Raw genomic sequence first — 23,624 nt, forward strand, 5'->3', positions numbered from 1 at the left:
TTTGTAACCAAACGGTTTGGCCTGTTAAATCTGACCAAACCTTTTCTGGGGCTCATTCGCTGCTAGGAAACTTACCTATCCGACTCAAGATAGGGCGTTAATTGGGTTTCAATGGCCTCAATTTGAGTTTCGGCGTAGGCAAGTTCGGATTCTGTTAAACATGATTTTGCGGTGTTTTGATGGAGTCGTTGAGCGCTATTCATCCCGTATTTACCAAAATGACGTAGCAATAAACTAGACCAAATAAACATTTGTATAGGTTTATTTAATTGTTCTGCGCCGTAAATATTGACCAGTTCCCGCATAGCAATTTCATGACCTAGCTCTGCCGATTTGACGTACCAAGCTTCTGCCGCTTGTAGAGCCTCTTGAGTGGGTTTTTCACCACTTAAAAATGATTCAGCCTTATAGAAATAAAAATATTGTTGTTGCTCAGCGGGGATTGGATGCTGATGCAAGAAACTGTCACGCAGACGCTCGGCCTCTCTTATCTCTAAGGTGCCTAGTTGCTGACTGAATCTGGCTAATTCTTTTAGATGATCGGCTCTATTGCTCATGGCCGCGAGCTGGTAATACATTAACGCTTTAATCGGTTGGCGACTCACGCCTAAACCTTGCTCATAAATCTTGCCTAAGCCTAGCAGTGCGTCTTCATTCCACTTAAGTGCGAATTCTTCAAAGTCAATTTTAGCCTGTTGGTAATCACTTTCATTTTGTGGCGCTTTCAGTAAAAGATGAGCAAATTCAATCTTAGCGAAGTCATTACCTCTAGCGACAGATTGGCTTAACCAATGGCGCGCCTTGTCATAGTCGACAGCAAAATCTTCACCGTAGAGGAAACGTTTACCAAGATAATACTGGCGGAAATCATCGTCTGCGGCGCGCTCGCTAAGTAATGCCTCTGCACGCGCTAAATCTTTAGGTCCACCTTGGCCAGCAGCAAGCATATGTCCTAGATCATCTTTTGCTAATTCATCACTAGCGGCGGCGGATTTCTCAAAGTATTCACGTGCTTTGATATAGTCCGAAGTGACGCGCTCATCATGCCAGTAGAGTGTGGCTAAATGGTAATAGGCTCTTTGGTTTTCTTGTGCGGCGGCTTTTTCGAACCAGTAAATTGCTTGGCTAGCATCGGGATCGAGAAAGGGCTGGCTTAGATACAAGTAAGCAAGCTCATATTGAAACTCGGCTTGCCCCGCTTCGGCATTAGGTTTGAGCTGTTCTGCCTGTGCGATTAACTCATCGAGTGTTTGCGACTCAGAAGAGAGCAAATTAGGTAGGGTGAGCATGGGTAAATATTGAGGCTCTATTTCGGCGGCTTTTTTATACCAATCGTTAGATGCCTTGGGATCGGCGGGAACTTGTGGGAATCGACCCGAATAAAGTTCTGCCATAGCAATGGCGGCAACGGCTAAGCCTTTATCGACTGCCTGCTGAATATAATCTAGGCCAGAGTTGACTTCGCCTTGGTTAATCAGTGTTAAGCCATGATTGAGTAGCGCAGTAGGATCACCTGCGGCAAGTGCTTTAGCTTGCACTTGTTTTTTTTGATATTTAGCGAAAAAAATAAACAGTACAATAAAAGCAATAATTATGAGTATCAACAACATAGTAGTCCATCACTATCGATATTTGGGAGTATAGTAAACGTAAATTTTTACAAGAATGCAAGTTTACCATGTGCGCTAGGCTGACCGACTACGCCGGTCAACTCCATGAGCATTAGCGTTATTTATCTTGCAGATGGATCTCTCTAATGGGGCAGGCAATCTCGATTCCCGCCTGCTTAAGGGCGTTGTAGAGGGCTAAGTTCACCTTATATTTATGCTGAAAATAGCTTTGCGTTGGCACCCAATAGCGCACTCCCATTTCAATCCCGATAGCATTAAAACCATTGATGCCAATATTGGGTGCAGTCTCTTGATAAACATAGGGATTGTTACTCAATAATTCAGTGATCACACTAATGGCCCGTTCGGGATCTGTGTTGTAACTGAGATTGAACTGGGTTTCGACCAGTTTATTGCTAAAGGAATTATGCAGGATCTCACCGACGATATGTTTATTAGGAATGCTGATTTGCTCGCCTTCCTCATTGGTGAGTATGGTCATGCCTAAGTGGATACGTTTAACGACGCCGCTTTCCCCTTTGATTTCGATAGTATTCCCTACAACGAAAGGACGGGTGACGATAATGGTCACGCCGGCGGCATAGTTGGCTAACATGCCTTGCAAGGCTAAGCCTGCACCTAAGGAGGCTGCACCAATGGCTGCCACCATAGGGGTGACGCTGATGCCGATTTTGCCGAGGGCGATGATCCCAACCATTATGATGATCAGAATACGGATAAGGTTACTGACAAAATTACTTAAGGTAATATCGATATTGTGTTTTTCGAACTGCTTTGCGACTAAGCGTGATGTCTTACTGGCGACCCACAAGCCCAGTAAAAAGATCAGTAAAGCGCCGACCAATTGGAAGCTGTAGGTGACTAAAAACTCAGTGATCAGTTGATAAACGCCTTGTAGTTGCTGCAATTCCTGATCGAGTCCAGGTGTTATCATTATGATATCCTTGTAATAAAATTAACTGTGCGATTATAGCGCAGAAATCCCATCAAATGCTTATTCACCTGCATGTGTGAAGCGTATCATGTAATCGCGGTTGATTTAATGAGTCGATAGGGGGAGTCAGGTATGCTGTCCGCCTATCCAATAATGGAGTCGAGTGTTTATGAAAACGCTGTTGTTATGTCTGTCTTGTTTATTAACCCCCATGTGGGCCTATGCTGCGAGTTATGTTGCGGGCGATGCGATTAATCCTATTTCACTTCTCGATCAAAATGATCAAACGGTAAGTGTGACAGATGAAACTCAAGTGTTGCTCTTTAGCCGCAGCATGAAAGGCGGTGATGTGATTAAAGAAGCACTCACGCCTCTAAGTACGACTCAAATGCCTGTGGGTTTAGTTTATGTCGCCGATATCAGTGGTATGCCTTCTTTAATCGCTAAGTTTGTTGCTGTGCCACAAATGCAAGATTTACCCTTTGCGATTGGGTTAGATAGGGGAGGTGAGATCAGTCGTTTACTACCAGATACCAAAGATATGGCCACTATGATATTGCTTAATCAGCGTAATATTTTAGATATCGCCTATTTTGATTCCAGTGAAGCCTTGGGCCAAGCACTCGCAAAACTCAATCAGCCGCAGTAACGATTCAATTTAATTGACCTAATTTAAGGCGCCGCATTAGCCTTTTTTCGTGGCGCGCTTGCTCTTCAAGCTTATCACTTTAGGATGGATATCTTGGCTTGAGCCAGTCTATCCCTCTCCTTTGCGATAACGTCGTAAAAAATTCACTTTTTATTCTGATAATGCACACAAATTTACCTTAGGGTTTGTATGCATAATCATTTGTTTTATAGGATCTTTTTTTGATTATTTAGCCCCTTAAAACATTGCGGAATAAAAAGTTATAAAATCAGCATAAAAATTCGTTGCGTAAAGCAAAAAAATATCGTTTACTGCGCACGTTTTTTAAGACATTACACTCACTTTTTTCTACTTGACCCAAAGGAGACTCTGGCCCAATGAGCCAATTTCAATCTATTGATGTTGCTGACTATTATGACGTGGATACATTCAAGCGTATTGAAGCGTTTGCCAAAGACAAAGCAACCCCGTTCGTAGTAATTGATACCAGTATCATAGCGAAACAATACGATGACATGGTTAATAGTTTTCCTTACGCCAACGTTTATTATGCAGTTAAGGCAAACCCAGCGGCCGAGATCTTATCTTTACTGAAAGATAAAGGGTCAAACTTTGATATTGCCTCAATTTATGAGCTAGATATGGTCATGAATGTCGGCGTGACAACCGACCGAGTCAGCTACGGCAATACCATTAAAAAGCGTCAAGATGTACGTGCATTTTACGAGCGCGGTGTGCGTATGTACGCATCCGACTCAGAGGCCGATCTGCGGATGATCGCTGAAGAAGCGCCGGGATCGCGTATTTATGTACGTATCCTGACCGAAGGCACTGATACTGCTGATTGGCCGTTATCGCGTAAATTCGGTTGTCAAAACGAAATGGCCTATGAGCTATTAGTATTGGCACAGGAGTTAGGCTTAGAGCCTTTTGGTATTTCTTTCCATGTGGGTTCTCAGCAACGTGACATCGGTGCTTGGGATTCTGCCATTGGTAAAGTGAAAAGCATTTTCGATCGTCTGCGTGATGAGCACAATATCACCTTGAAGATGATCAATATGGGCGGCGGTTTCCCTGCTAACTATATTGATAAAACTAATCAATTGGGTGTGTATGCCGAGCAGATCACTCACTTCCTGAAGGAAGATTTCGGTGACGATTTACCGCAAATCATCCTAGAGCCGGGCCGTTCGTTGATTTCTAACGCGGGGATTTTAGTGTCTGAAGTGGTACTGATCAGCAAAAAATCCTACACAGCGTTAGAGCGTTGGGTGTTTACCGATGTGGGTAAATTCTCAGGCTTGATTGAAACGATGGACGAGGCAATTAAGTTCCCGATTTATACTGATCGTCAAGGCGAGTTGGATAAGTGCGTGATTGCCGGCCCAACCTGCGACAGTGCCGATATCATGTACGAACACTACAGCTATGGTTTACCGAATGACTTAGCCATTGGTGACCGCATGTATTGGTTAACCGCTGGTGCTTATACGACGACGTATTCGGCTGTATGCTTTAACGGTTTCCCACCGCTGAAAGATTACTATCTGTAAGCGATTACGTTGACATGAATAAGGGCGCTTAGGCGCCCTTGTTGTTCGCTAAAGAAGTTTGGAATTACTCGTGGGATTTGAGGATCTGATAAATCTCTTCTTTTAGGTGTAACTTTCTGCTTTTGAGTTCTTTCACTGTAGGGTTGAAATCACTGGCGACACGTTTTTCCAGTTGTTTGATTTCCTCGTCTAACTGATTATGCTCGTTAAACTTACGTTGAAAATGAGCATCTTGGGTTTTCAAGGTGGAAATTAATTCTCTGTACTCTGGAAACATCGGCATTCTCCTTGTCGTCATTTATTACACTTCTGGTTTCGTCTTAACCCTAACCTTTCACTCTGTAGTGAAACGTGATTTAGATCACCTTTCATCCCGTTTCAGATTAATACTAAATGATGATTTATTTTAATTTCTTATAAATCAGCTTATTAAACGATCTTTGCCGCTATCTATGGCATGTGATTAGGATCTGGTTCACACTTTGTTAGGCATAAATCAGACTGACATTCGCAGTGCGGGCAAATTTGCTATCTTGTGATCAGATGTGAGGGTGATTGGTAATTTGATTACGACTAAACAATTACTTCTTGCCGATAATTCTGTGATCAAGTTAACCTTCACCGCTTCGATACTAGGTTAAAGTCGATTTTATAAGAATTTAATTATCAAAAATGAAAGGGGTTTTCACAATGGCTGATGTATTTCATTTAGGTTTGACCAAAGCAATGCTCGATGGTGCAACTTTGGCAATCGTTCCAGGTGATCCAGAGCGCGTAAAACGTATTGCCGAACTAATGGACAATGCGACGTTTCTTGCTAGCCACCGCGAGTATACAAGCTATTTAGCGTATGCCGATGGCAAGCCAGTAGTCGTGTGTTCAACCGGTATCGGTGGCCCATCGACTTCTATCGCAGTAGAAGAACTTGCACAGTTAGGTGTGAATACCTTCCTGCGCGTTGGTACTACAGGTGCAATTCAACCCCATGTGAATGTGGGCGATGTGATTGTGACTCAAGCTTCAGTGCGTTTAGATGGCGCAAGCTTACACTTTGCACCTATGGAGTTCCCTGCGGTTGCAAACTTTGAATGTACCACTGCTATGGTTGCAGCGTGTCGCGATGCAGGCGTAGAGCCACACATTGGCGTAACGGCTTCTTCCGATACTTTCTACCCAGGCCAAGAGCGTTATGACACTGTCACTGGCCGTGTAACGCGTCGTTTCGCGGGTTCAATGAAAGAATGGCAAGATATGGGCGTACTGAACTATGAGATGGAATCTTCCACCTTATTCACTATGTGTGCCACTCAAGGCTGGCGTGCTGCCTGTGTTGCTGGTGTGATTGTAAACCGCACCCAACAAGAAATTCCTGATGAAGCCACAATGAAGAAAACCGAAGTCAGTGCGGTTTCTATCGTGGTTGCTGCAGCGAAAAAACTGTTAGCTTAATTTTTATTACGCTAAGCGACACTCCCCTGCAAAGTGAGTGAACAAACTAAAAAAGGTGCCAATGGCACCTTTTTTGTTACTTCAAAATGGTGTCGATACCGATTAGAAATGGTATTGGGCAATCACAGAGTAAGTGTCTTGATCGACGCCTTTCACACCGTATTTGTTGGTCCACAAATCATATTCGATACCCACCAATAATTTATTGGCTTGATGATCCCCGAACAGACTCTTACCAAGATCGTATTTCAGCTGTGGGTTGAAGTGGAAGTTCTCCTCGTAGCCGTTATCGTCGGTGGCAAATACCCAGTCGATAAAGCCATCGAGCACTATGTTGGCTGAGCCAACGGGAATATCGATGCGAAATACAGGGGTGAACTGCCAGCCGTCACTGTTGTTACCTGTGCTCATGCCATTGCGGCGATAGGTATTAAAGTTCAGGTAAGTGAAATAAGGCACGGCGACATCAACGCCTAAACCGTAAAGCAGGCTGTGAACTGGGCCTTCACCTTCTTCATAGGTCAGCGCCAGAGATAAATCTGTTACTGGACCAAAGGCGATTTTCTCGCCGAGGATTTTACTGGCACTGAAGCGTGGCGAAATTTCACCATAGGTGGTGCTTTCCATGCCAGTGTCGTTACCTTTGAAATAGATAAAGTCTTGGAAGGCAAACCAATCACCGTATTTCCAGCCGCCCGCCGTTTCTAAGGTAATAGTGGCTTGTTTGTCTGATGGCGCTAAATCGTAGTCTTCGCCATAGAGGGCTGTTGCACTGAAATCCCACCATTGTACTAAGTCACCCGCAAATGCTTGAGGAGAAAGCATAAGTGCTAGGCATAGGCATGTTTTTTTCATTGTTATTTCCTGTTGTATAGGTGGAAGTTAATTCGCGTCTTACTCAATCCGCTCTCTGACCTATGGCATGGTTTGATAGGTAAGTTCAAACCTAGCGTGAGTGTACGTCAAAGGACTGGCACAAAAGTGGGGGCAATATATGCAAAAATTTACATTTATTCAAAGTTTTTATCGAATGTTGTTGTCAAAATCACATAATCATTATGGTGATAATCTGTTTTTAGCTAATTGATTTTAAATGGATTTTGCTATAGCGGAATGAGTTATTCCTTTGGTGTTGGCTATCTTTTTGAATTGATTATGCTTAATTTTAAAACAACCTAAGGGCTTTGCCGTGTGGATATGGGAGAATGAGGCCTAACACAGAAGTGATTGATTGCGCATTTTGCTTCGTAAATTTTGACATATTATGTCGCTTATCCGAAAAGCTGCTGTTATAGTTGCTGCAAGGACACTCTCATTTCAGGGGGAAATATGGAGTTTTCAAATCCGATTTTAGTGTGGGCAGTGGTGGGGCTAGTATTTATGCTCGCCGAAATAGTGGTTCCCGGTGGCATCATAGTGTTGCTGGGCGCGGCTTGTTTAGTCGTGGCTGGCGCGTTAGGCATAGGACTAGTCGAAGGCGTAGTGCAGAGCATGACCCTGTGGTTTATCTCGGCCATTGTGTTGTTACTGACCTTCAGACAAGTGACTCAAAGGCTCGTTGGTGGTGATTCCCATGTGGATAACACGGATGAAGCAATCGATCTATACAATCAAGTTGTTCGCGTAAAGCAGACCATAGGTCCTGGACAAACACCTGGGCGGGTGGAATTTCAGGGGAGTGAATGGCCAGCGCTGGGCGATGGCACCACTATCGCTGCGGGGACCGAAGTCAGAATTATTTGTCGTGAAAATATCGCTCTAGTCGTTGAGCCTATTTCAATAGAAGCTTCCAAAAACTAAAGGATGGAATCTATGTTTGTATTTACCTTAGTCATTTTATTTATCTTTTTTATTCTCTATAAGTTGATGCTTATCGTGCCGATGCGTGAAGTGCATGTTATTGAGCGTCTGGGGAAATTCCGTGCAGTATTAAACCCAGGATTTCATTTTTTGATCCCTTTCTTCGACCGCGTCTCCTACCGTCACGATACCCGTGAGCAAGTATTAGATGTGCCGCCACAGAGTTGTATCTCTAAAGATAACACTCAACTGGAAGTGGACGGTTTAGTCTACTTAAAAGTGATGGATGGCAAATTAGCGAGTTATGGTATTGAAAACTATCGTAAAGCGGCGGTGAATTTAGCCCAAACCACAATGCGTTCTGAGATAGGTAAGCTGAGTTTGAGTGAAACATTCTCCGAGCGTGATAGCTTGAATGAATCCATAGTGCGGGAAATCGATAAGGCGTCAGAACCTTGGGGGATCAAAGTATTGCGCTATGAAATTCGCAATATTACGCCTTCGCGCCATGTGATCCACACCCTTGAGAAGCAGATGGAAGCCGAGCGTCGCAAACGCGCCGAAATCACGTTGGCCAATGCGGAAAAAGCGGCGATGATCAATATGTCTGAAGGTGAGCGCCAAGAGGCGATTAACCTGTCAGAAGGTCAAAAACAGAAACGGATTAATGAAGCCAAAGGTACAGGTCAAGAGATTGCTATCATAGCCAAAGCGAAATCCGAAGGTATGGCAATGATCTCGCAGGCGTTAGCGGTCAATGGCGGCACAGATGCGATGAATATGTTATTGAAAGAACAGTTTATCGCTCAAGTTGGCAAGATCCTCAATGATGCACAGGTCTCTGTTGTCCCCGCTGAAATGGCGAAACTCGAAGGTTTCTTCGAAGGCATGGAGCAAGTCACTCAGACTGTGAGTGGCCAAAATAATAGTGGCAAAGGAGCGCGATAATGAATCTTCCATTAGATACAGATTTGATTGTGATGGCAATTTGGGGACTTATCTTTGCCATTTTCGTGATTAAGCTTTTCCAATCGATTCGACTTGTTCCCACTAAGTCGGCTTATATTGTGGAGCGTTTAGGTAAGTACCACAGCACCTTAGATGCGGGTTTCCATACCTTGATCCCTTTCGTGGATAAAGTCGCTTTCATTCATGATTTGAAAGAAGAGACCATCGACGTACCGCCGCAGGAATGTTTTTCGAGCGACGAAGTTAACGTTGAAGTGGATGGGGTGATTTATATCTCAGTGACCGACCCAGTCAAAGCCAGTTACGGTATTACCGATTATCGCTACGCGGCTATCCAGTTGGCGCAAACCACCACGCGCTCTGTCATAGGAACGTTGGACCTAGATCGTACTTTTGAAGAGCGTGATGTGATTTCTGCCAAGGTAGTGCAGGTATTAGATCAAGCGGGTGCCATGTGGGGCATACGTGTGCATCGTTATGAGATTAAAAATATCACGCCGCCTGAAACGGTTAAAAATGCCATGGAAATGCAAGTGAACGCTGAGCGTGAGCGCCGCGCATTATTGGCTAAGAGTGAAGGCGACAAGCAGAGCAAGATTAATCGTTCAGAAGGCGTTAAAGCTGAGACGGTAAACCGCTCTGAAGGTGAGATGCAGCGCCGAATTAACGAAGCCGAAGGTAAGGCTGAAGAAATTTTAACCATTTCCCGCGCGACGGCGGAATCGATTGAGCGTCTCGCCTCTGTGATTGCCGCGCCGGGTGGGCACAATGCTCTGCGGATGCAACTCGGTGAACAGTACTTTAAACAGCTCGATGGCTTAAGCCAGAAGAATAGCCGAGTGGTATTGCCGGGTAATATGGTGGATTTCGATTACTGGATGAATAGCATAGGCTTAACGGAAGAAAAGCCGAGCTAAGGCTGTGGTTAACATCTGAAACTAGCTAGTTTATTAAGGTCAAATACTCAGGTATTTGGCCTTATTTTTTGGCTGTAATTGGATGATGTGTGTCGTGGCGGTTTATATAACGGTTTGTGTTTTGAGTTACGTGGAGATCATGCAGCTTCTGTTGAGTGAACCGCGAGAAGCTGCAGTTGGGCATAGATAAATTTTTCATTGAATGGAAGGCTAATAAGCTAGGCGTTCATGAATTTGGGAATGGGCGTGGGTTTCAATGAGCTTGGCAATTTGGTTTTGCTCTAATTGCTGAAGCGCAGAAATTTCGTCATAAATCTTGTCTTGAACATCCAGCGGCATGCGAACATGCTCCATAAACATTCTAATTCCTAGCATGTCACCACTTTTGAAAAGTTGGCTGAATTCGGTGGCTTCTATCTCGATTAATGCATTCATAATACTTCACCCTAAGGTTGGATTTGACACAGATACAACAGTCTTGCTGTTACTTAAGAGATACGCCTAAGTTTGATCTAGGTCAATTAAACTGCATATTAATCTTTATTAATAAAGGATTTTGTTGTTTATAAATAATCAGTTATAGATTTAGCAAAACAGTACTTTAAAAAATAGGGTTGTTTAAAACTGGGCGTGTCTAGATGAGCTTGGAGCGAATGCTGAGTTATGCGGCAAGCTCAATCGTAGCGGATAAAAAAATAGCGACGAGCGATAAACGCTGGCCGCTATTTTTGTGATTAGGTATTTAAAAACGCCTAGAAAGGGTGAAGCCTTATTTAGGGATAGCCAGAATCTGACAACCATTAATCCCGGCATTTTGCAGCGTGTGACGCTTACGTTCGGCATCACGCTTACGTTCATAAGGACCTAAAGCGACTTTGTACCACACGCCAGTCGTACCTTCGACTTGTCTTACTTGCGCTTCTAAACCTTGGAAAGCGATGACAGCTTTCATCTCATTCGCCTGTGATTCTTGGCGGAAAGAAGCACATTGCAATTGATATTGCATTGGTGCTCGTGTTGCAACCACATCGGGAATATCGACCTCAACATGCTTGTTTTCAAGCTCATTAAGATAGGTCCATTCTTCCTTTGGTTGAGGCGGCAGAGCGTTAGGGTCCTTCTTCGGCGGCGCAACAGGCTCTGCTGTTTCCTCTTTCTCCACAGGAATAACGACGGCTTTACGCTCGGGTTCTTTCACTTTAGGAGTGAGCACCACATTTTCTTGCGGCTTCACTCGAGTTTCAGTTTTCTTGGCCGGAGTTGGCTGCGGCTTTTCTTCTTGTGGCGCATTATCTTTAATGCTCCATAGAAAATAGACGAAACAACCCACAGCGAGTATGACAAAGCCTATCAGCGTCAGCGGCAGCTTCTTACGCGGCGCTGATTTAGATTGTGAAGGCTTTGCTCGGGTTGGACGAGTCGCGCGGACTGGGCGCGGTTTAGCGCCCGACTGCGGCCTTCTATTGGCATAATCGCGATTACTCATGGCTTACATCCGCTCTAAGGTTTCGATACCGAGTAGATTTAGGCCTTTTTGTAACGTACGAGCCGTCAATTGTGCGAGTAATAAACGGCTATTCTTTTGCGCGTCGTTATCGGCGGCAAGTACGGGGCAGGCTTCGTAGAAGCTTGAGAAAGCACCCGCTAATTCATACAGGTAAGCACACAATACGTGCGGTTGACCTTTATCGACAACGCGACTGAGGATCTCACCGAACTGTGCTAATTTGTTACCGAGATCTTTCTCTTTTTCATGCTCAAGCACGATTCTTGCTTGGCTCAAATCCAGATCAGTTACACGCTTGAAGATGCCCGCAACACGGGTGTAAGCGTACAGCAGGTAAGGCGCGGTATTGCCTTCGAAGCTGAGCATTTGTTCAAAGCTGAAAATGTAATCGCTGGTACGGTTTTTCGACAAATCAGCATATTTAACGGCACTGATCCCAACGACACGGGCGATTTCAGCCAGCGTGTTCTCATCCATATCTGGATTTTTGCTGCGAACGAGTTCTAGTGCGCGCACGTTTGCTTCTTCTAACAGGTCGACTAACTTAACGACGCCGCCGCTACGGGTTTTGAATGGACGGCCATCTTCGCCGTTCATAGTGCCAAAACCTAAGTGTTCCAATGACATATCTTCACGGACAAACTTAGCCAGCTTGGCTAGGCTAAAGACTTGTTGGAAATGCAGTGCCTGACGTAGGTCAACAAAATACAGTACGCGATCTGCTTTTAACACGTTCGAGCGGTAGCGCATTGCCGCCAGATCTGAGGTGGCATACAAGTAGCCGCCATCTGCTTTTTGGATGATAACAGGCAGTGGCTCACCTTCTTTGTTGCGGAAGGCTTCTTGGAACACCACTTTGGCACCGTTGCTTTCGGTTAATAAGCCTTGGGCATCTAAATCTTTAACCACTTGCTCGAGATCGGCGTTATAGGCACTTTCACCGTGCACGTCGGCGCGGGTCAGGCTCACACCTAAACGGGCGTAGACTTCATGGCAGTGGCTCAACGAAATGTCGTTAAATTCGCGCCACAGTTTGTTGCAATATTCGTCGCCAGATTGCAGTTCAACCACTAACTGACGAGCGCGGGTGGCAAACTCTGCCGATTCGTCGAAGCGCAGTTTAGCAGCGCGGTAAAAGTTTTCTAAATCAGACAGTTCAAGTTGAGCTTCTTCGCCATTTTTGGCGCGTAGCTCTTCCATATAGGCCAGCAACATACCAAATTGTGTGCCCCAGTCGCCAACATGGTTTTGACGGATAACCTTATGGCCCAAAAACTCCAGCGCACGTACCACACTGTCGCCAATGATGGTTGAACGTAGGTGACCTACGTGCATTTCTTTGGCGAGGTTGGGCGAAGAGTAATCGACAACAACGGTTTGCGGTGTCGGTAATTTAATACCTAAATGCTCATCGTTGACGGCATTTTGTAGTTGATCCGCTAAGGCGCTGTCGTTGATAAAAAAGTTGATAAAGCCTGGACCTGCAATTTCTACCTTAGCCACATAAGCCGACGTCGGTAAGGTATCGATGATCAGTTGGGCTAATTCACGTGGATTCTTGCCCGCGACCTTGGTCAGCATCATGGCTAAGTTGGTTGCCAAGTCGCCATGGCTCTTATCCTTGGTTCGATCTACCTGAATGCGCGCTTCAAAGTCAGCAGGCACAATACCTTGTTGTTTAAAGGATTCTAGAGTTTGTTCAAGTAATGATTGGATATGTGATTTCATGGGTTCTAATCGGCACTAACTTTAAGAGTGAATACAGGGAATAACCGCATATTTTAGCCGCTTGTGGTTAACAATTGCTATCTTCCCGATGATTTTTTATCAAATGGCGCTTAAATACTTATCAAATACTCGACTTAGAGGAGATCCTGCGGATCTCTGTCTAAGCTCCATCGGCAGCGTTTAGCTTCGAGCAGTTGTTCTACAAGCGGATGAATACGTTCAAACTCTTGCTGCAGACGGTTGCGGTTTTTAGCTTGGAATAGCAGTTGGCGACGGAACTTGCCGGCTTTTTTATCTAAGGGCGCTGGCATAGGACCAATCACCTCGAATTCTTTATCTTGCGGCAAGAGCGCGGCGAAGGCGTTGAGAAAGTTATCGGCATCACTGGCTAAATGCGCTTCGGCGCGTACCAACACCATGTGCCATGCTGGCGGCAGCAGTGCTTGTTGACGCTCTTTTAATTGGCTGCGGGCAAACTCGCCATAACCACGGTGCAGTAAATCCCGCAAAATGGGATTGTCGCTCTGGTGAGTTTGCAATAATACCGTGCCGGGTTTACTGGCGCGGCCCGCACGCCCGGCGACTTGGGTATAGAGTTGCCCAAAACGCTCGGGCGCGCGAAAATCGGCGCTAAATAAGGCGCCATCGACATCGAGTAGCCCAACAAGCGTCACATCAGGAAAGTGATGACCTTTAGCTAGCATTTGCGTGCCGACGAGGATTTTATATTCGCCCTTATGAATTGCGTTTAAGTGGGTTTCCAATGAGCCTTTCAAGCGAGTGGTATCGCGGTCGATGCGCACGACTGGATGTTTCGGAAATTCCTGTTGCAGCGCCTCGGCCAGTTGTTCAGTGCCTATGCCTTGGCCCATCAGCATAGTGCTACCGCATTTGTGGCATTGCTTAGGGATAGCGTATTGATTGCCACAATGATGGCAGCAAATTTCGCCAAGAGATTGATGCACAGTGAAAAACGCATCGCAGCGGTCGCACTCGTGTAAGTGCCCACACTCGTGGCAAAGCAGGGCGGGTGCAAAGCCGCGGCGATTGAGAAACAGTAACACTTGGTTGCCTGCGTCTAAATGCAGACGGATTTCGTTCAGCAGCGGCACCGACATGCCTGCTTTTAACGGCATATTTTTAATGTCGATAATGCCTTGACGCACTTTTTTAGCAACGCCCGCGCGCTCACCCAATTGCAAATGATGGTAACGGCCACTTAAAGCATTTTGTAGACTTTCGAGTGAGGGGGTTGCCGTACCTAATATCACCGGAATCGATTCCAGATGGCCACGCATGACTGCCAAGTCGCGGGCATGATAACCGACGCCTTCCTGTTGCTTGAAGCTGCTGTCGTGCTCTTCATCGAGTATGATAATGCCGGGATAGGCCATAGGCGTGAACAAGGCTGAGCGGGTGCCGATAATGATGGCGGCCTGACCACGGCGGGCTTGGCGCCAAGCTTCGAGTCTCTGATTGTCGGTTAACCCTGAATGTAAAATCGCGACATTGACTTTGAAACGGCGCTTAAAGCGATTGATGGTTTGGGGCGTTAAACCGATTTCAGGCACTAAAATTAATGCTTGCTTGCCTTGCTTAAGGACTTCTTCGAGCACCGCCAAATAGACTTCCGTTTTACCCGAACCGGTAATGCCTTCTAATAAAGTACAGTGATATCCTTGTTGCAGATTTAAAGTGGCAACGGCGACGGCTTGTTCTTTATTGAGTTTATGTGGCGTTTCGTCCATTTCGAGTGAGGTGCGCCAGTCGAGGTTAAGCTCGGCGACTTTCTCATGACGTGCCACCCAGCCTTTATCTTCTAGGGCTTTAAGCGCCGCCTTACTGATGTCTAAGCTGATAACCTCTTCTTGGGTTAAGCTGGCGGTTTTGAGTAACTCGAGTAGTTTTTTCTGTGCGGGTGCGCGTTTAACTGCTTCTGGCGCAATATTTTGGCCTATTTCAGTTAATTGCCAGAATTGAATCTTTTGTGGCGCGGCATTGAGCCCTTTGCGAAGGGCGACTGGTAAGGCTTGGGTTAGCATCTGCCCTTGGCTGCAAAAATAGTATCTCGCGGCCCAAAGCGTTAATTTATAAAGTGATTCAGGCAGCAAAGGTTCATCGTCGATAAACTCAAGCACAGACTTAATCTGTTTAGGCGCTAAGCTGCAAGACTCAGTTATACCTGTGACTAATCCAATTAATTGTTGACGACCGAAGGGGACTTTAACGCGCACGCCTATCTGCGGTGTACTAGGATAAGTTTCGGGTACGCGGTAACTAAAAGTTTGCCGCATAGGCACAGGTAACGCAACTTCGACAAACAATGACATATGCAGGCAAGTCTTAGGCAATAATGTGGTTTAGTGTACTCAGCGCGGCTGGCTAGGGCTAGCCCTAATGATGGTTTACCAAGGATAGTTGAGAGTAAATAAATGGCTAATAGAGTGAAATCATTAGGTCTACTCGCGTTAGTGTGTAGCGCACCGAGCATGGCACAAGTCTCCCATGTGAGTGTTAACAGCCGCATGTTTGAATTAGGCGGTTATCCAAAACTCAGGGTAAATGTGATTGCGGACAATCAAGACATGTCGCGCTTAGAGTTTGTGGTGCAGCAAGCTGGCGGCGAAGAAAAGTTAATGGTTGAGGAGCTTAATCGCTTTTTAGTTTTGCTCACAGGTGTTGAAGATGTAAAAGATGACAAGGCTAAACTCTTAGTGAGGGAGTATCGACTCGACCGATGGTACGAAGTTAAAAGTATCAATCTATTTGGCGAGGCTAAGCCAACATCGGCTGCGCTATCTATGAGCGCGGCATCGGGCAGTAAAAATACGACGACAGCGCTGGTGCAAAAACGTGCGGATAAAGTGAATGTTCAGCCTGTAAAAGTGGCCGCAGAATCCACATCAGTGGTGGGTGCTAAGACCGCGACGGTTATTACGGCTGCAAATATTCATGTAGATACTCATGTAAATACTCATGTAAATAGTAAGCCCACAGTGCCAGCGGCTGAAGTTGTGACTGGCTTTAAATTTCCTGAAGCAGCGGATGAGCAAAATACCCAGGTTGCCGAGGTAAAGACTGTCGCCAAAAACTCTGAACCTGTTGCCGTTAAAGCAACGTCTGCTGAAACTGTGATGCCTGAGCCTGTTATGTCTGAAGTCGTAGTCACTGAAGCAGTTAAGACAACAAATAGTGAACTCAAAGTGAATGCCGCTGAAACGTCCCCAACCGCTTCGCAGACACCTGAACATTGCCAGTTAACTTATCTTGCAGGTGAGACCTTGTGGCGAATCGCCAATCGCTATGCCAACGATTGGGACGTGAGTGTCTATGTCGCTATGCTGGCGATCTATGAGGCGAATCCTGCTGCGTTCTCAAAAAATAAAATCAACGCACTCAAGAGTAATGCGGCTCTGTCCTGTCCTTCGCAAATGATTTTGGCACAGTATGCTAACGCCAAAGAGGCGCAGGCGATGTTTGAAGCTAAAGAGGCGGGAAAATGAAGCGGCGAACTAAAGTCAAAATAGACGCAGGTTAACCGCCAAACGCTCAGATAATCTACTTGTATCCCTTGTGGGTATGCTGTACCATTCTGCGCCCTAAACATATTGTTATTAACATGCATGTGGTGTCCGACTACGGGTTGGAAGAGCGACATGGCCTTACACTTTTGAGGTAACCCCAATGAAACCAGGTATCCACCCAACATACGCTATCATCACTGCAAACTGTACTTGTGGTAACGTTATCAAAGTAAACTCTACTGCTGGTAAAGATCTGCATTTAGACGTATGTGGTGCTTGTCACCCATTCTACACTGGTACACAAAAAGTTGTTGATACTGGCGGTCGTATCGACAAATTCAACAAGCGCTTCGCAGTGCTTGCAAAGAAATAATTGCGATTGCAATGTTTCTAGAAAAGGCGCCTATGGCGCCTTTTTGCTTTCTGTCATTTGCTGAACTGCTTTATTTACGCCTATCTTAATACTTATGTTAAATCCCCCATCTGGTACGACGTCACTCAATTAATCGTCAACTTATTGAGTATTGCGAGTTCAAGTATGTAATTCGACTTATTTATAGCAATTATCTATAAGATAAATATGCTAGCCGTTATATATTGTAATTTAACCAACATTTTTGAGATTAACTCGCTACAACTAGCGCTATAACTACAAAATATATGTTTGTTTCCTACAAAATATATTAAGAAATGCAGCTTTATTATAGGAGATAAGTTTATAAAACTAAGCTTAGAGGTGATATTTGCAGGCTAAAGTGAAATTTCTGAATCTCTTATTTAAAAATCCCCCTTATTGGCGTATCTTACCCCGACCAGCCAGACTATTAACATCAACCTTTGGTGAGACTAGATGTGTGTTGGTAGGTCTTACTCTCATAAATTATAAATGTCGCATTTCAGGATTTTAAAATGTCAGATATTCGTCAACAAGCACTCGATTATCATGAATTTCCAATACCAGGCAAAACCGCAGTTTGCCTTACCAAACCTGCCGAAACGAGTCACGATCTCGCTCTAGCTTATAGCCCTGGTGTGGCTGAGCCTGTGCGTGAAATCGCGGCTAATCCTGACAATGCGTATCGTTATACCAATAAAGGTAATACGGTTGCCGTGATTACCAATGGTACGGCGATCTTAGGTTTAGGCAATTTAGGCCCCTTGGCTTCTAAACCTGTGATGGAAGGCAAAGCATTATTATTCAAGCATTTTGCAAATATCGATTCGACAGATATTGAGATCACCCACAATACGCCTGAAGAATTTATCAATACAGTTGCTGCGATTGCTGACACTTTTGGTGGTATCAATCTTGAAGATATTAAAGCACCAGAATGCTTTGTTATCGAACGTGAATTGATTGCCCGTTGTAAAGTGCCAGTATTCCATGACGATCAACACGGCACCGCAATTGTGACCGCGGCGGGTATGATTAACGCGCTGGAAATTCAAGGCAAGTTGATCAGCGACGCAACGTTTGTGTGTATGGGCGCAGGTGCGGCAGCCATTGCTTGTATGACTATGCTGGTCAAGTGTGGTGCGAATCGCGCTAACATTTATATGTTAGACACTAAAGGTGTGATTCATTCTGGCCGTACGGATCTTAATGAATATAAAGCGCTATTTGCGAATGATACAGACAAACGCACGCTTCTTGATGTTATTAAAGGCGCAGACGTGTTTTTAGGTCTATCTGGTCCTGACGTGATAGGTGCAGAAGAAGTTGCGTTGATGGCCGATAAGCCAGTAATTTTTGCCTGTTCTAATCCCGATCCTGAAATCAAACCGGCACTGGCTCACGCAACGCGCAGCGATTTGATCATGGGTACCGGTCGTAGCGATTATCCAAACCAAGTGAATAACGTATTGTGTTTCCCGTTTATTTTCCGTGGCGCCTTGGATGTACGTGCGTCATGCATTAACGATGAGATGAAAATCGCCGCGGTTCATGCCATTGCTGCACTGGCAAAAGAGCCTGTGCCTGCGAGTGTGTTGAAGGCTTATCCTAATGTGAGTTCACTGAGTTTTGGCCCTGAATACGTGCTGCCAAAACCTATGGACCCACGTTTATTGCCTAATGTTGCCCGTGCGGTTGCACAGGCGGCTATCGACTCTGGTGTTGCTGCGATTCCTACTTTACCTCAATACGCCGACTAGGCTAAAAGTGGTAAAAACATCGAAAAGAGGCTAATGAGCCTCTTTTTTGTTTTTAAGTGGACATTAAAGTCACAGCGTCTTGGTTGCCTTTTAGGTTATGCTACTGAATAATCAACGGACAACTTTGTTGTACTCCTGTTAAAATCGCACAAATAATTATAATAATCCTGCAGGATAGCGGATAGATGAAATTCACCCGAATGTTAACTACAAAATTAACCAGCTTTTGGTTAATGTCATTAGCCGCTATCGCCTTCGTCTTTTTGCTGAGCGCTATGATGAGTTTCGTGCAGCTGACCTATAAATTTCAGCAGCAGAAAGTCGCCGAACTCGAAACTATGTTAGTGGACCAATATCAACACCAACCCGATTGGGATTTGGAAGCTTGGCTGCCGCCCATGCTACTTGCCTACAATGCTGTTGATTTTCGGCTGACCTTGAAAGATGAAGTGATCTTTGCCTATGAAGGCAATCTGACTACGCAAAATGCCATGGTGTATGACCATGTGTTAGAACCTAAATCTGGCCTGCGTATGCAGCTGACCTTAACCCAACCCTTCGAGCATTACACTTTTAGTTGGTATGAAATCCTCATCCTGTTGGTCGGTGTGTTAGCTGTGGCTGCCTTGGTGCGTTTTGGCTATTTATGGTTTTCCCAACAGTTGGATGGCATTGAAGAATTAGCCTTACGCAGCCGATTGATTTTGCAAGGTAAGCACGAGCAAGCACTCGCGACCCCCGGAAATGGCAAGCCAAGGCTGATTAACCGCGCTTTGACCAAGTTGTTAGAAGAATTACAAGACGCACAAAAAGAACGTGGCCGTTTTGACAAGTTCATTCGTTCTAATACCTTTCTCGATGCGGAAACGCGCATTGGTAATCGGCTCTTTTTGAATAACCGTCTCGACGCCCTTAGTCATAATCAGGCGATGCTCGCCCATGGGGTGATTTATTTATTAGAGATGGATGATCTGGATTTATTGCAGCAATCCCAAGGTGAAGCGGTAACTAAAGAGTTATTAAATTCGACCGTCAACGCGATAAGCCAATTGCTGCAAACCCAAGCTAACAGTATTTTTGCCCGTCGTTCTCACAATCAATTTGCCATAGTCGTACCGCAAATCTCGTTAATCGAAGCGGACCAATTCGCCAGTAAGTTGCTTAAGATATGTTTGAGCCAGCCTTTACCCGAAGTCGACAATAGCGATAACTTTTTCCACCTCGGATGCGCTTATTTTACCGCAGGCGATAATGCGGCGCAGTTAATTGAAGAAGCCGATATGGCTTTGAGGGCGGCACAATTACAGGGCAATAGTAATTGGTTTATGTACGACAAAGGCGCAATTGATGAAGAGTTTGCTAAAGGCTCAGTACGTTGGCGCAGCTTTTTAGAAAACGCGTTAGTGCAAAGGCGATTCTTCCCTTTTAGCCAGCCTATAATCGATTCTGATGGTAATGAGCATCATAAAGAAATATTTACTCGGGCGCGGGATAATCAAGGAGCGTTAATTCGTGCCACACTGTTTATTCCAATGGCGAATAAATGTGGTTTAATGCCGCAGGTCGAACGGCAAATTATTGAGCGGGTATTGTTGTTACTGTCGAATGAATTAGTGGGCGGCGTATCGAATACTCAAACAAATAAAAAACCAGCGTCACAGATATACAGTATTAATCTGAGTTTGGATTCGCTAATGAGTCGAGCTTTTACCCAATGGCTAAAAACGACGCTGTTAGAATATCGCCATCTGACCACGCGACTGATTTTCGAAGTGTCGGAAGATATCGTGATTCAACATCAAGAAAAATTGCAGCCTAAATTAGATATGATTCGTAAAATGGGCGCGAGATTATGTGTTGATCATGTGGGTCAGCAGGTCGTTGGCACTTACTATATTCGTGAATGTCACTTTGATTTAATTAAGCTACATAGATCGATTGTACGGCATATTCATTTACGCCCAGAAAACCAATTATTCATCCGTAGCTTGATTGGCGGTTTGTATCGAACGGAAGTGCAAGTCTGTGCCGAGGGGGTCGAAGTCTTCGAAGAATGGCAGACACTGCAAATCCTTGGTGTTGGCGCAGCGCAGGGAATGTATTTCAGCGAACCCATAGAGGCTAAGTAAGGCAAGTGTGGTATTTGGGTTAATGTCGTCTTAGAGACAAATAGATCCTATTATTCACGTATTTATCTATAAAATACGAGTATTTGCAGCTAAACTATCCAGTGCCAAAATAATGACGTTTGCTGTTTAAATTAGCGATAAAGCAAGTCAGAGGGCAAGGAACACTGGAGAGTGGAGTGACAGGACGTTTAAGCAAAAGAGACTACTCACGCTTTTAAATTCAGTTGGTTACAGGCATCTTTATGGAAAAAAGTCTTATAGGTCGACTCGCCTTTTGGCAGAAAAAAACGGATCCGACTAGCCTTGGTATCTATGTTTGTGCCGATAAATTATGGGTTTATGCACCTGCTCAAAGTGATCGTACTGAACTGTGGTTACCCTTTGAGCTTAAAGATGAGCACTGGTCATCGGCGTTTGCTGCCGTCGCTAAATCCTTCCCTAATGCCCAATTACAACTGGTTTTAGCTTCAGGGCTTTATCAATTACTGCTGACTGATAAACCCAATGTCGACACTGTCGAATTATCCCAAGCCTTGCTGTGGTCAATTAAAGACATGGTGACGCTACCTGTGCCGCAAATCCATTTGGATTATTTCGAGTCACCTATTCCCAGTAATAAAATCAGTGTAGTGGTGGTCGATAAAGCTAAACTCGTGAGTATGGTGCAGGCCATTCATGAACAAGATTTACAACTCATTGGTATCAGTATCGAAGAGTTAGCCATGACCAACTTATTTGGTGATGACCACCAAGCTCGTCTGGTGGTTAGCCATCATCCAGGGCAAGAATTGTTATTGACTGTGGTTAAGCAAGGGCAGCTGTACATGCAGCGGCGTGTGCGCGGATTTACCCAGTTGGATAAGACTCAAGCCGATGAGTTAACTTATGGCATGGCAGATAATTTAAGCTTAGAGATTCAGCGCTCTATGGATTACTTTGAAAGCCAGTTAAGGCAAGCTCCGGTATCTTCTATTGAACTTCTCGCCGATGGCGCCGTGGATACTTTAGCTAAGCTAGTGTCGGCAAACTTTAATCAAGCTGTGAATGTTATCGATAAAAGCTGTGTTGGCGCGCGAATAGCGGGATTAGCCTTTGCCGAATTTTCCAGAGGTGCTGAGTGATTAAATACCGAGTCAATCTCTACACTCCTTCCTTACTTCCGCCAAAGCAAAGATTAACCTTTGCCCGTTTGGGGGCTTATGCAGCAGGATTTTTGGTCCTATTTGCGGCATTAGGCGGTTATAGCTACTGGCAAGTCAGTGAGTTGCAACAGGCTCAGCAATTGGCTGCCCAGCAAAAGCTGCAATTCGATACCCAAAAACAGGCATTAGAAGCACAAATTGCAGCGCGTAAACCCGATGCCGAACTCGTTGCGCGAGTCGATTTAGCGGCACAACAGTTAGAGCTGAAGCAGTTACTCATGGGTGAATTGAGTCTTAGGGCCTCTTTAACCAGCCGAGGGTTTGCGCCTGTACTTAAAGATTTAGCTGTCGTGTCGGATGCGAGTGTTTGGCTTAGTCATATCGTCATTAATGAGCAAGATTTTATGTTCGAAGGTTTTGCCGACCATCCTCAAAGCATTCCGCAGTGGATTGGCAAACTTAAAACAACGCAGACTTTAAAGGGGCAAGCTTTCTCGTCGATGAGCATGGATCGCGGTGAAGATAAACCTTTGGCCTTTACCTTGAAAAGCGATAACAAGGAGGAAGCCGCGCAATGAAGCAAAAGTTAGCCCAATTAGGACAACAGTTTGATGCGCTAAGTCGCCGTGAGCGAGTGTTGATCTCAGTCGCCATTCTGGCCGTGGTCGGTATGCTGAGTTATTTACCCTTAGAGTCCCTGTGGAAAACCCATGTGGCGTTGTCACAACAGCTAAAAGCCTTAGAGCAAGAAAACGCGATTTCGGTCCAGCAGGTTGACTTGTATCAGCAACGTTTAGCGTTAGATCCCAATCAAGATTACCAACAGCGTTTAGTCTTGTTAGAGCAACAGAATCAAGCCTTAGATGCCCAGCTCAATGAGCAGATGGTGGACATGGTGCCTGCAGACTATATGCCAGAGCTACTGGGAAATTTACTGGGACAAGTCCAAGGGATTAAATTAATTAAGTTTATGTCGATTGCACCCATTCCTCTGTTGGCTGTGGGTGAAGAGAAGAAACTCAATCTGTATAGCCATGGTATTCGCATAAGTTTAGAGGGCGATTACTTCTCAGTGCTGCGCTTTGTGGAAGCCGTTGAGGCCATGCCAGATAAACTTTATTGGAAGCGTCTCGACTATAAAGTCGCGGAATACCCAAAAGCGACAGTAGAGATTGAACTTTATACCTTGAGTATTAATAAGGACTTTATCAGTGTCTCTAAATAAGTCTTATATTATCAGTGTGTTGTTATTGGTCAGCAGCCCTATAGCGTCTGCTGAATCACTGCGCGACCCTACCTTGCCCGGTAAAGGTTTTGCTGTGGTCGGTCATGCGAGTCAAGCGCAGGATCAGGCAATGGTACTTAACAGCATAGTGAGTTCAGGCAACAGGGCTTATGCTGTGATAAATAACAAGATATTGTCTGTTGGCGACAGCATTCAGGGGCTGAGTATCGTCAAGATTACCCCCACTTATGTGTCGCTGTCCGATGGACGGAAATTGACATTGTTTCAAGCAATAACAGAGAGATAGGGAATA

The 23,624-nt window shown here is 45.0% G+C and carries 22 protein-coding genes; 14 read left to right on the forward strand and 8 right to left on the reverse strand.

The features are described from left to right. Window positions 1-71: 71 nt before the first annotated feature. Both AYJ58_RS05265 and AYJ58_RS05270 read right to left on the reverse strand, forming a co-directional pair. The gene (locus AYJ58_RS05265) at window positions 72-1,610 is read right to left on the reverse strand and encodes a tetratricopeptide repeat protein (RefSeq protein WP_106649273.1); all 1,539 of its coding nucleotides are present in this window, start codon (window positions 1,608-1,610) and stop codon (window positions 72-74) included. A 118-nt stretch (window positions 1,611-1,728) separates the two neighbouring features. Next, the gene (locus AYJ58_RS05270; RefSeq protein ID WP_106649274.1) at window positions 1,729-2,565 is read right to left on the reverse strand and encodes a mechanosensitive ion channel family protein; all 837 of its coding nucleotides are present in this window, start codon (window positions 2,563-2,565) and stop codon (window positions 1,729-1,731) included. Between the two features lie 169 nt (window positions 2,566-2,734). On the opposite strand from AYJ58_RS05270, the gene AYJ58_RS05275 reads away from it, so the two are divergent. Together AYJ58_RS05275 and AYJ58_RS05280 are read left to right on the forward strand one after the other, a co-directional pair. Next, window positions 2,735-3,214, forward strand: coding sequence for a hypothetical protein (locus tag AYJ58_RS05275; RefSeq protein WP_106649275.1), 480 nt, complete (start codon window positions 2,735-2,737; stop codon window positions 3,212-3,214). Window positions 3,215-3,591: 377 nt separating this feature from the next. Beyond that, window positions 3,592-4,767, forward strand: coding sequence for a type III PLP-dependent enzyme (locus AYJ58_RS05280; protein WP_006087063.1), 1,176 nt, complete (start codon window positions 3,592-3,594; stop codon window positions 4,765-4,767). A 64-nt stretch (window positions 4,768-4,831) separates the two neighbouring features. Here AYJ58_RS05280 and AYJ58_RS05285 read toward each other — a convergent pair whose 3' ends face one another. Next, on the reverse strand, window positions 4,832-5,044 hold the full coding sequence (locus AYJ58_RS05285) for a YdcH family protein (RefSeq protein WP_006083288.1): 213 nt from the start codon (window positions 5,042-5,044) through the stop codon (window positions 4,832-4,834). 413 nt (window positions 5,045-5,457) lie between these two features. On the opposite strand from AYJ58_RS05285, the gene udp reads away from it, so the two are divergent. Continuing rightward, window positions 5,458-6,216: a uridine phosphorylase gene (gene udp, locus AYJ58_RS05290; RefSeq protein ID WP_006083287.1), complete on the forward strand. Its 759-nt coding sequence runs from the start codon at window positions 5,458-5,460 to the stop codon at window positions 6,214-6,216. 102 nt (window positions 6,217-6,318) lie between these two features. Here udp and AYJ58_RS05295 read toward each other — a convergent pair whose 3' ends face one another. Further along, window positions 6,319-7,071: an outer membrane protein OmpK gene (locus AYJ58_RS05295; RefSeq protein ID WP_063883325.1), complete on the reverse strand. Its 753-nt coding sequence runs from the start codon at window positions 7,069-7,071 to the stop codon at window positions 6,319-6,321. A gap of 474 nt (window positions 7,072-7,545) precedes the next feature. Between AYJ58_RS05295 and AYJ58_RS05300 the strand changes: the two genes are divergently transcribed. From AYJ58_RS05300 to AYJ58_RS05310, 3 genes are read left to right on the forward strand one after another with little or no spacing between them, the layout of a single operon-like run. Further along, complete coding sequence (locus AYJ58_RS05300) at window positions 7,546-8,016, forward strand: NfeD family protein (protein ID WP_106649276.1); 471 nt, start codon at window positions 7,546-7,548, stop codon at window positions 8,014-8,016. A gap of 12 nt (window positions 8,017-8,028) precedes the next feature. Continuing rightward, the gene (locus tag AYJ58_RS05305; RefSeq protein WP_012586651.1) at window positions 8,029-8,964 is read left to right on the forward strand and encodes an SPFH domain-containing protein; all 936 of its coding nucleotides are present in this window, start codon (window positions 8,029-8,031) and stop codon (window positions 8,962-8,964) included. Continuing rightward, complete coding sequence (locus tag AYJ58_RS05310; protein WP_198555603.1) at window positions 8,964-9,902, forward strand: SPFH domain-containing protein; 939 nt, start codon at window positions 8,964-8,966, stop codon at window positions 9,900-9,902. The genes AYJ58_RS05305 and AYJ58_RS05310 overlap by 1 nt, the downstream gene beginning before the upstream one ends. 210 nt (window positions 9,903-10,112) lie before the next feature. On the opposite strand, the gene AYJ58_RS05315 is transcribed toward AYJ58_RS05310, so the two are convergent. The 4 genes from AYJ58_RS05315 to priA form a co-directional block, all read right to left on the reverse strand. Next, window positions 10,113-10,337 carry a hypothetical protein gene (locus tag AYJ58_RS05315; RefSeq protein ID WP_006083282.1) on the reverse strand — a complete coding sequence of 75 codons (225 nt, stop codon included), beginning with the start codon at window positions 10,335-10,337 and terminating at the stop codon, window positions 10,113-10,115. 334 nt (window positions 10,338-10,671) lie between these two features. Then, window positions 10,672-11,388 (reverse strand): SPOR domain-containing protein, encoded by a 717-nt coding sequence (locus AYJ58_RS05320; protein WP_106649278.1) that lies wholly within the window; start codon window positions 11,386-11,388, stop codon window positions 10,672-10,674. Between the two features lie 3 nt (window positions 11,389-11,391). After that, a complete protein-coding gene (gene argS / locus AYJ58_RS05325; RefSeq protein WP_106649279.1) occupies window positions 11,392-13,137 on the reverse strand; it encodes an arginine--tRNA ligase in 1,746 nt (581 codons plus the stop codon). A 134-nt stretch (window positions 13,138-13,271) separates the two neighbouring features. After that, entirely contained in the window at window positions 13,272-15,467 is a 2,196-nt protein-coding gene (priA, locus tag AYJ58_RS05330) for a primosomal protein N' (protein WP_106649280.1), read from the reverse strand. Window positions 15,468-15,569: 102 nt separating this feature from the next. Here priA and AYJ58_RS05335 point away from each other — a divergent pair, with 102 nt between their 5' ends. The 8 genes from AYJ58_RS05335 (at window position 15,570) to AYJ58_RS05370 (ending at window position 23,618) form a co-directional block, all read left to right on the forward strand. Further along, window positions 15,570-16,640: a FimV/HubP family polar landmark protein gene (locus AYJ58_RS05335; protein ID WP_106649281.1), complete on the forward strand. Its 1,071-nt coding sequence runs from the start codon at window positions 15,570-15,572 to the stop codon at window positions 16,638-16,640. A 181-nt stretch (window positions 16,641-16,821) separates the two neighbouring features. Beyond that, window positions 16,822-17,034 (forward strand): 50S ribosomal protein L31, encoded by a 213-nt coding sequence (gene rpmE / locus AYJ58_RS05340; RefSeq protein ID WP_063883331.1) that lies wholly within the window; start codon window positions 16,822-16,824, stop codon window positions 17,032-17,034. Window positions 17,035-17,570: 536 nt separating this feature from the next. Further along, entirely contained in the window at window positions 17,571-18,815 is a 1,245-nt protein-coding gene (locus AYJ58_RS05345) for a malic enzyme-like NAD(P)-binding protein (protein ID WP_106649282.1), read from the forward strand. A 185-nt stretch (window positions 18,816-19,000) separates the two neighbouring features. After that, window positions 19,001-20,944: an RNase E specificity factor CsrD gene (gene csrD, locus AYJ58_RS05350; RefSeq protein WP_106649283.1), complete on the forward strand. Its 1,944-nt coding sequence runs from the start codon at window positions 19,001-19,003 to the stop codon at window positions 20,942-20,944. Between the two features lie 242 nt (window positions 20,945-21,186). Further along, complete coding sequence (locus AYJ58_RS05355; protein WP_106649284.1) at window positions 21,187-22,065, forward strand: MSHA biogenesis protein MshI; 879 nt, start codon at window positions 21,187-21,189, stop codon at window positions 22,063-22,065. Next, on the forward strand, window positions 22,062-22,664 hold the full coding sequence (locus AYJ58_RS05360; RefSeq protein ID WP_106649285.1) for a fimbrial assembly protein: 603 nt from the start codon (window positions 22,062-22,064) through the stop codon (window positions 22,662-22,664). The genes AYJ58_RS05355 and AYJ58_RS05360 overlap by 4 nt, the downstream gene beginning before the upstream one ends. Then, window positions 22,661-23,311, forward strand: coding sequence for an MSHA biogenesis protein MshJ (locus AYJ58_RS05365; protein ID WP_106649286.1), 651 nt, complete (start codon window positions 22,661-22,663; stop codon window positions 23,309-23,311). The genes AYJ58_RS05360 and AYJ58_RS05365 overlap by 4 nt, the downstream gene beginning before the upstream one ends. Beyond that, window positions 23,298-23,618: an MSHA biogenesis protein MshK gene (locus tag AYJ58_RS05370; protein WP_106649287.1), complete on the forward strand. Its 321-nt coding sequence runs from the start codon at window positions 23,298-23,300 to the stop codon at window positions 23,616-23,618. Before AYJ58_RS05365 ends, AYJ58_RS05370 begins: the two co-directional genes overlap by 14 nt. The last annotated feature ends 6 nt before the right edge of the window (window positions 23,619-23,624 follow it).

The sequence above is a fragment of the Shewanella sp. Pdp11 genome (assembly GCF_002838165.1).
In the GTDB taxonomy this organism is placed as follows: domain Bacteria; phylum Pseudomonadota; class Gammaproteobacteria; order Enterobacterales; family Shewanellaceae; genus Shewanella; species Shewanella hafniensis.

Coding starts and splice junctions, on each gene's coding strand:
- rpmE (WP_063883331.1), top strand. CDS start 16,822: ATGAAACCAGGTATCCACCCAACATACGCTATCATCACTGCAAACTGT.
- AYJ58_RS05285 (WP_006083288.1), bottom strand. CDS start 5,044: ATGTTTCCAGAGTACAGAGAATTAATTTCCACCTTGAAAACCCAAGAT.
- AYJ58_RS05295 (WP_063883325.1), bottom strand. CDS start 7,071: ATGAAAAAAACATGCCTATGCCTAGCACTTATGCTTTCTCCTCAAGCA.
- AYJ58_RS05305 (WP_012586651.1), top strand. CDS start 8,029: ATGTTTGTATTTACCTTAGTCATTTTATTTATCTTTTTTATTCTCTAT.
- AYJ58_RS05275 (WP_106649275.1), top strand. CDS start 2,735: ATGAAAACGCTGTTGTTATGTCTGTCTTGTTTATTAACCCCCATGTGG.
- csrD (WP_106649283.1), top strand. CDS start 19,001: ATGAAATTCACCCGAATGTTAACTACAAAATTAACCAGCTTTTGGTTA.
- udp (WP_006083287.1), top strand. CDS start 5,458: ATGGCTGATGTATTTCATTTAGGTTTGACCAAAGCAATGCTCGATGGT.
- AYJ58_RS05280 (WP_006087063.1), top strand. CDS start 3,592: ATGAGCCAATTTCAATCTATTGATGTTGCTGACTATTATGACGTGGAT.
- AYJ58_RS05320 (WP_106649278.1), bottom strand. CDS start 11,388: ATGAGTAATCGCGATTATGCCAATAGAAGGCCGCAGTCGGGCGCTAAA.
- priA (WP_106649280.1), bottom strand. CDS start 15,467: ATGTCATTGTTTGTCGAAGTTGCGTTACCTGTGCCTATGCGGCAAACT.
- AYJ58_RS05355 (WP_106649284.1), top strand. CDS start 21,187: ATGGAAAAAAGTCTTATAGGTCGACTCGCCTTTTGGCAGAAAAAAACG.
- AYJ58_RS05300 (WP_106649276.1), top strand. CDS start 7,546: ATGGAGTTTTCAAATCCGATTTTAGTGTGGGCAGTGGTGGGGCTAGTA.
- AYJ58_RS05270 (WP_106649274.1), bottom strand. CDS start 2,565: ATGATAACACCTGGACTCGATCAGGAATTGCAGCAACTACAAGGCGTT.
- AYJ58_RS05315 (WP_006083282.1), bottom strand. CDS start 10,337: ATGAATGCATTAATCGAGATAGAAGCCACCGAATTCAGCCAACTTTTC.
- AYJ58_RS05265 (WP_106649273.1), bottom strand. CDS start 1,610: ATGTTGTTGATACTCATAATTATTGCTTTTATTGTACTGTTTATTTTT.
- AYJ58_RS05345 (WP_106649282.1), top strand. CDS start 17,571: ATGTCAGATATTCGTCAACAAGCACTCGATTATCATGAATTTCCAATA.
- AYJ58_RS05335 (WP_106649281.1), top strand. CDS start 15,570: ATGGCTAATAGAGTGAAATCATTAGGTCTACTCGCGTTAGTGTGTAGC.
- argS (WP_106649279.1), bottom strand. CDS start 13,137: ATGAAATCACATATCCAATCATTACTTGAACAAACTCTAGAATCCTTT.
- AYJ58_RS05310 (WP_198555603.1), top strand. CDS start 8,964: ATGAATCTTCCATTAGATACAGATTTGATTGTGATGGCAATTTGGGGA.
- AYJ58_RS05365 (WP_106649286.1), top strand. CDS start 22,661: ATGAAGCAAAAGTTAGCCCAATTAGGACAACAGTTTGATGCGCTAAGT.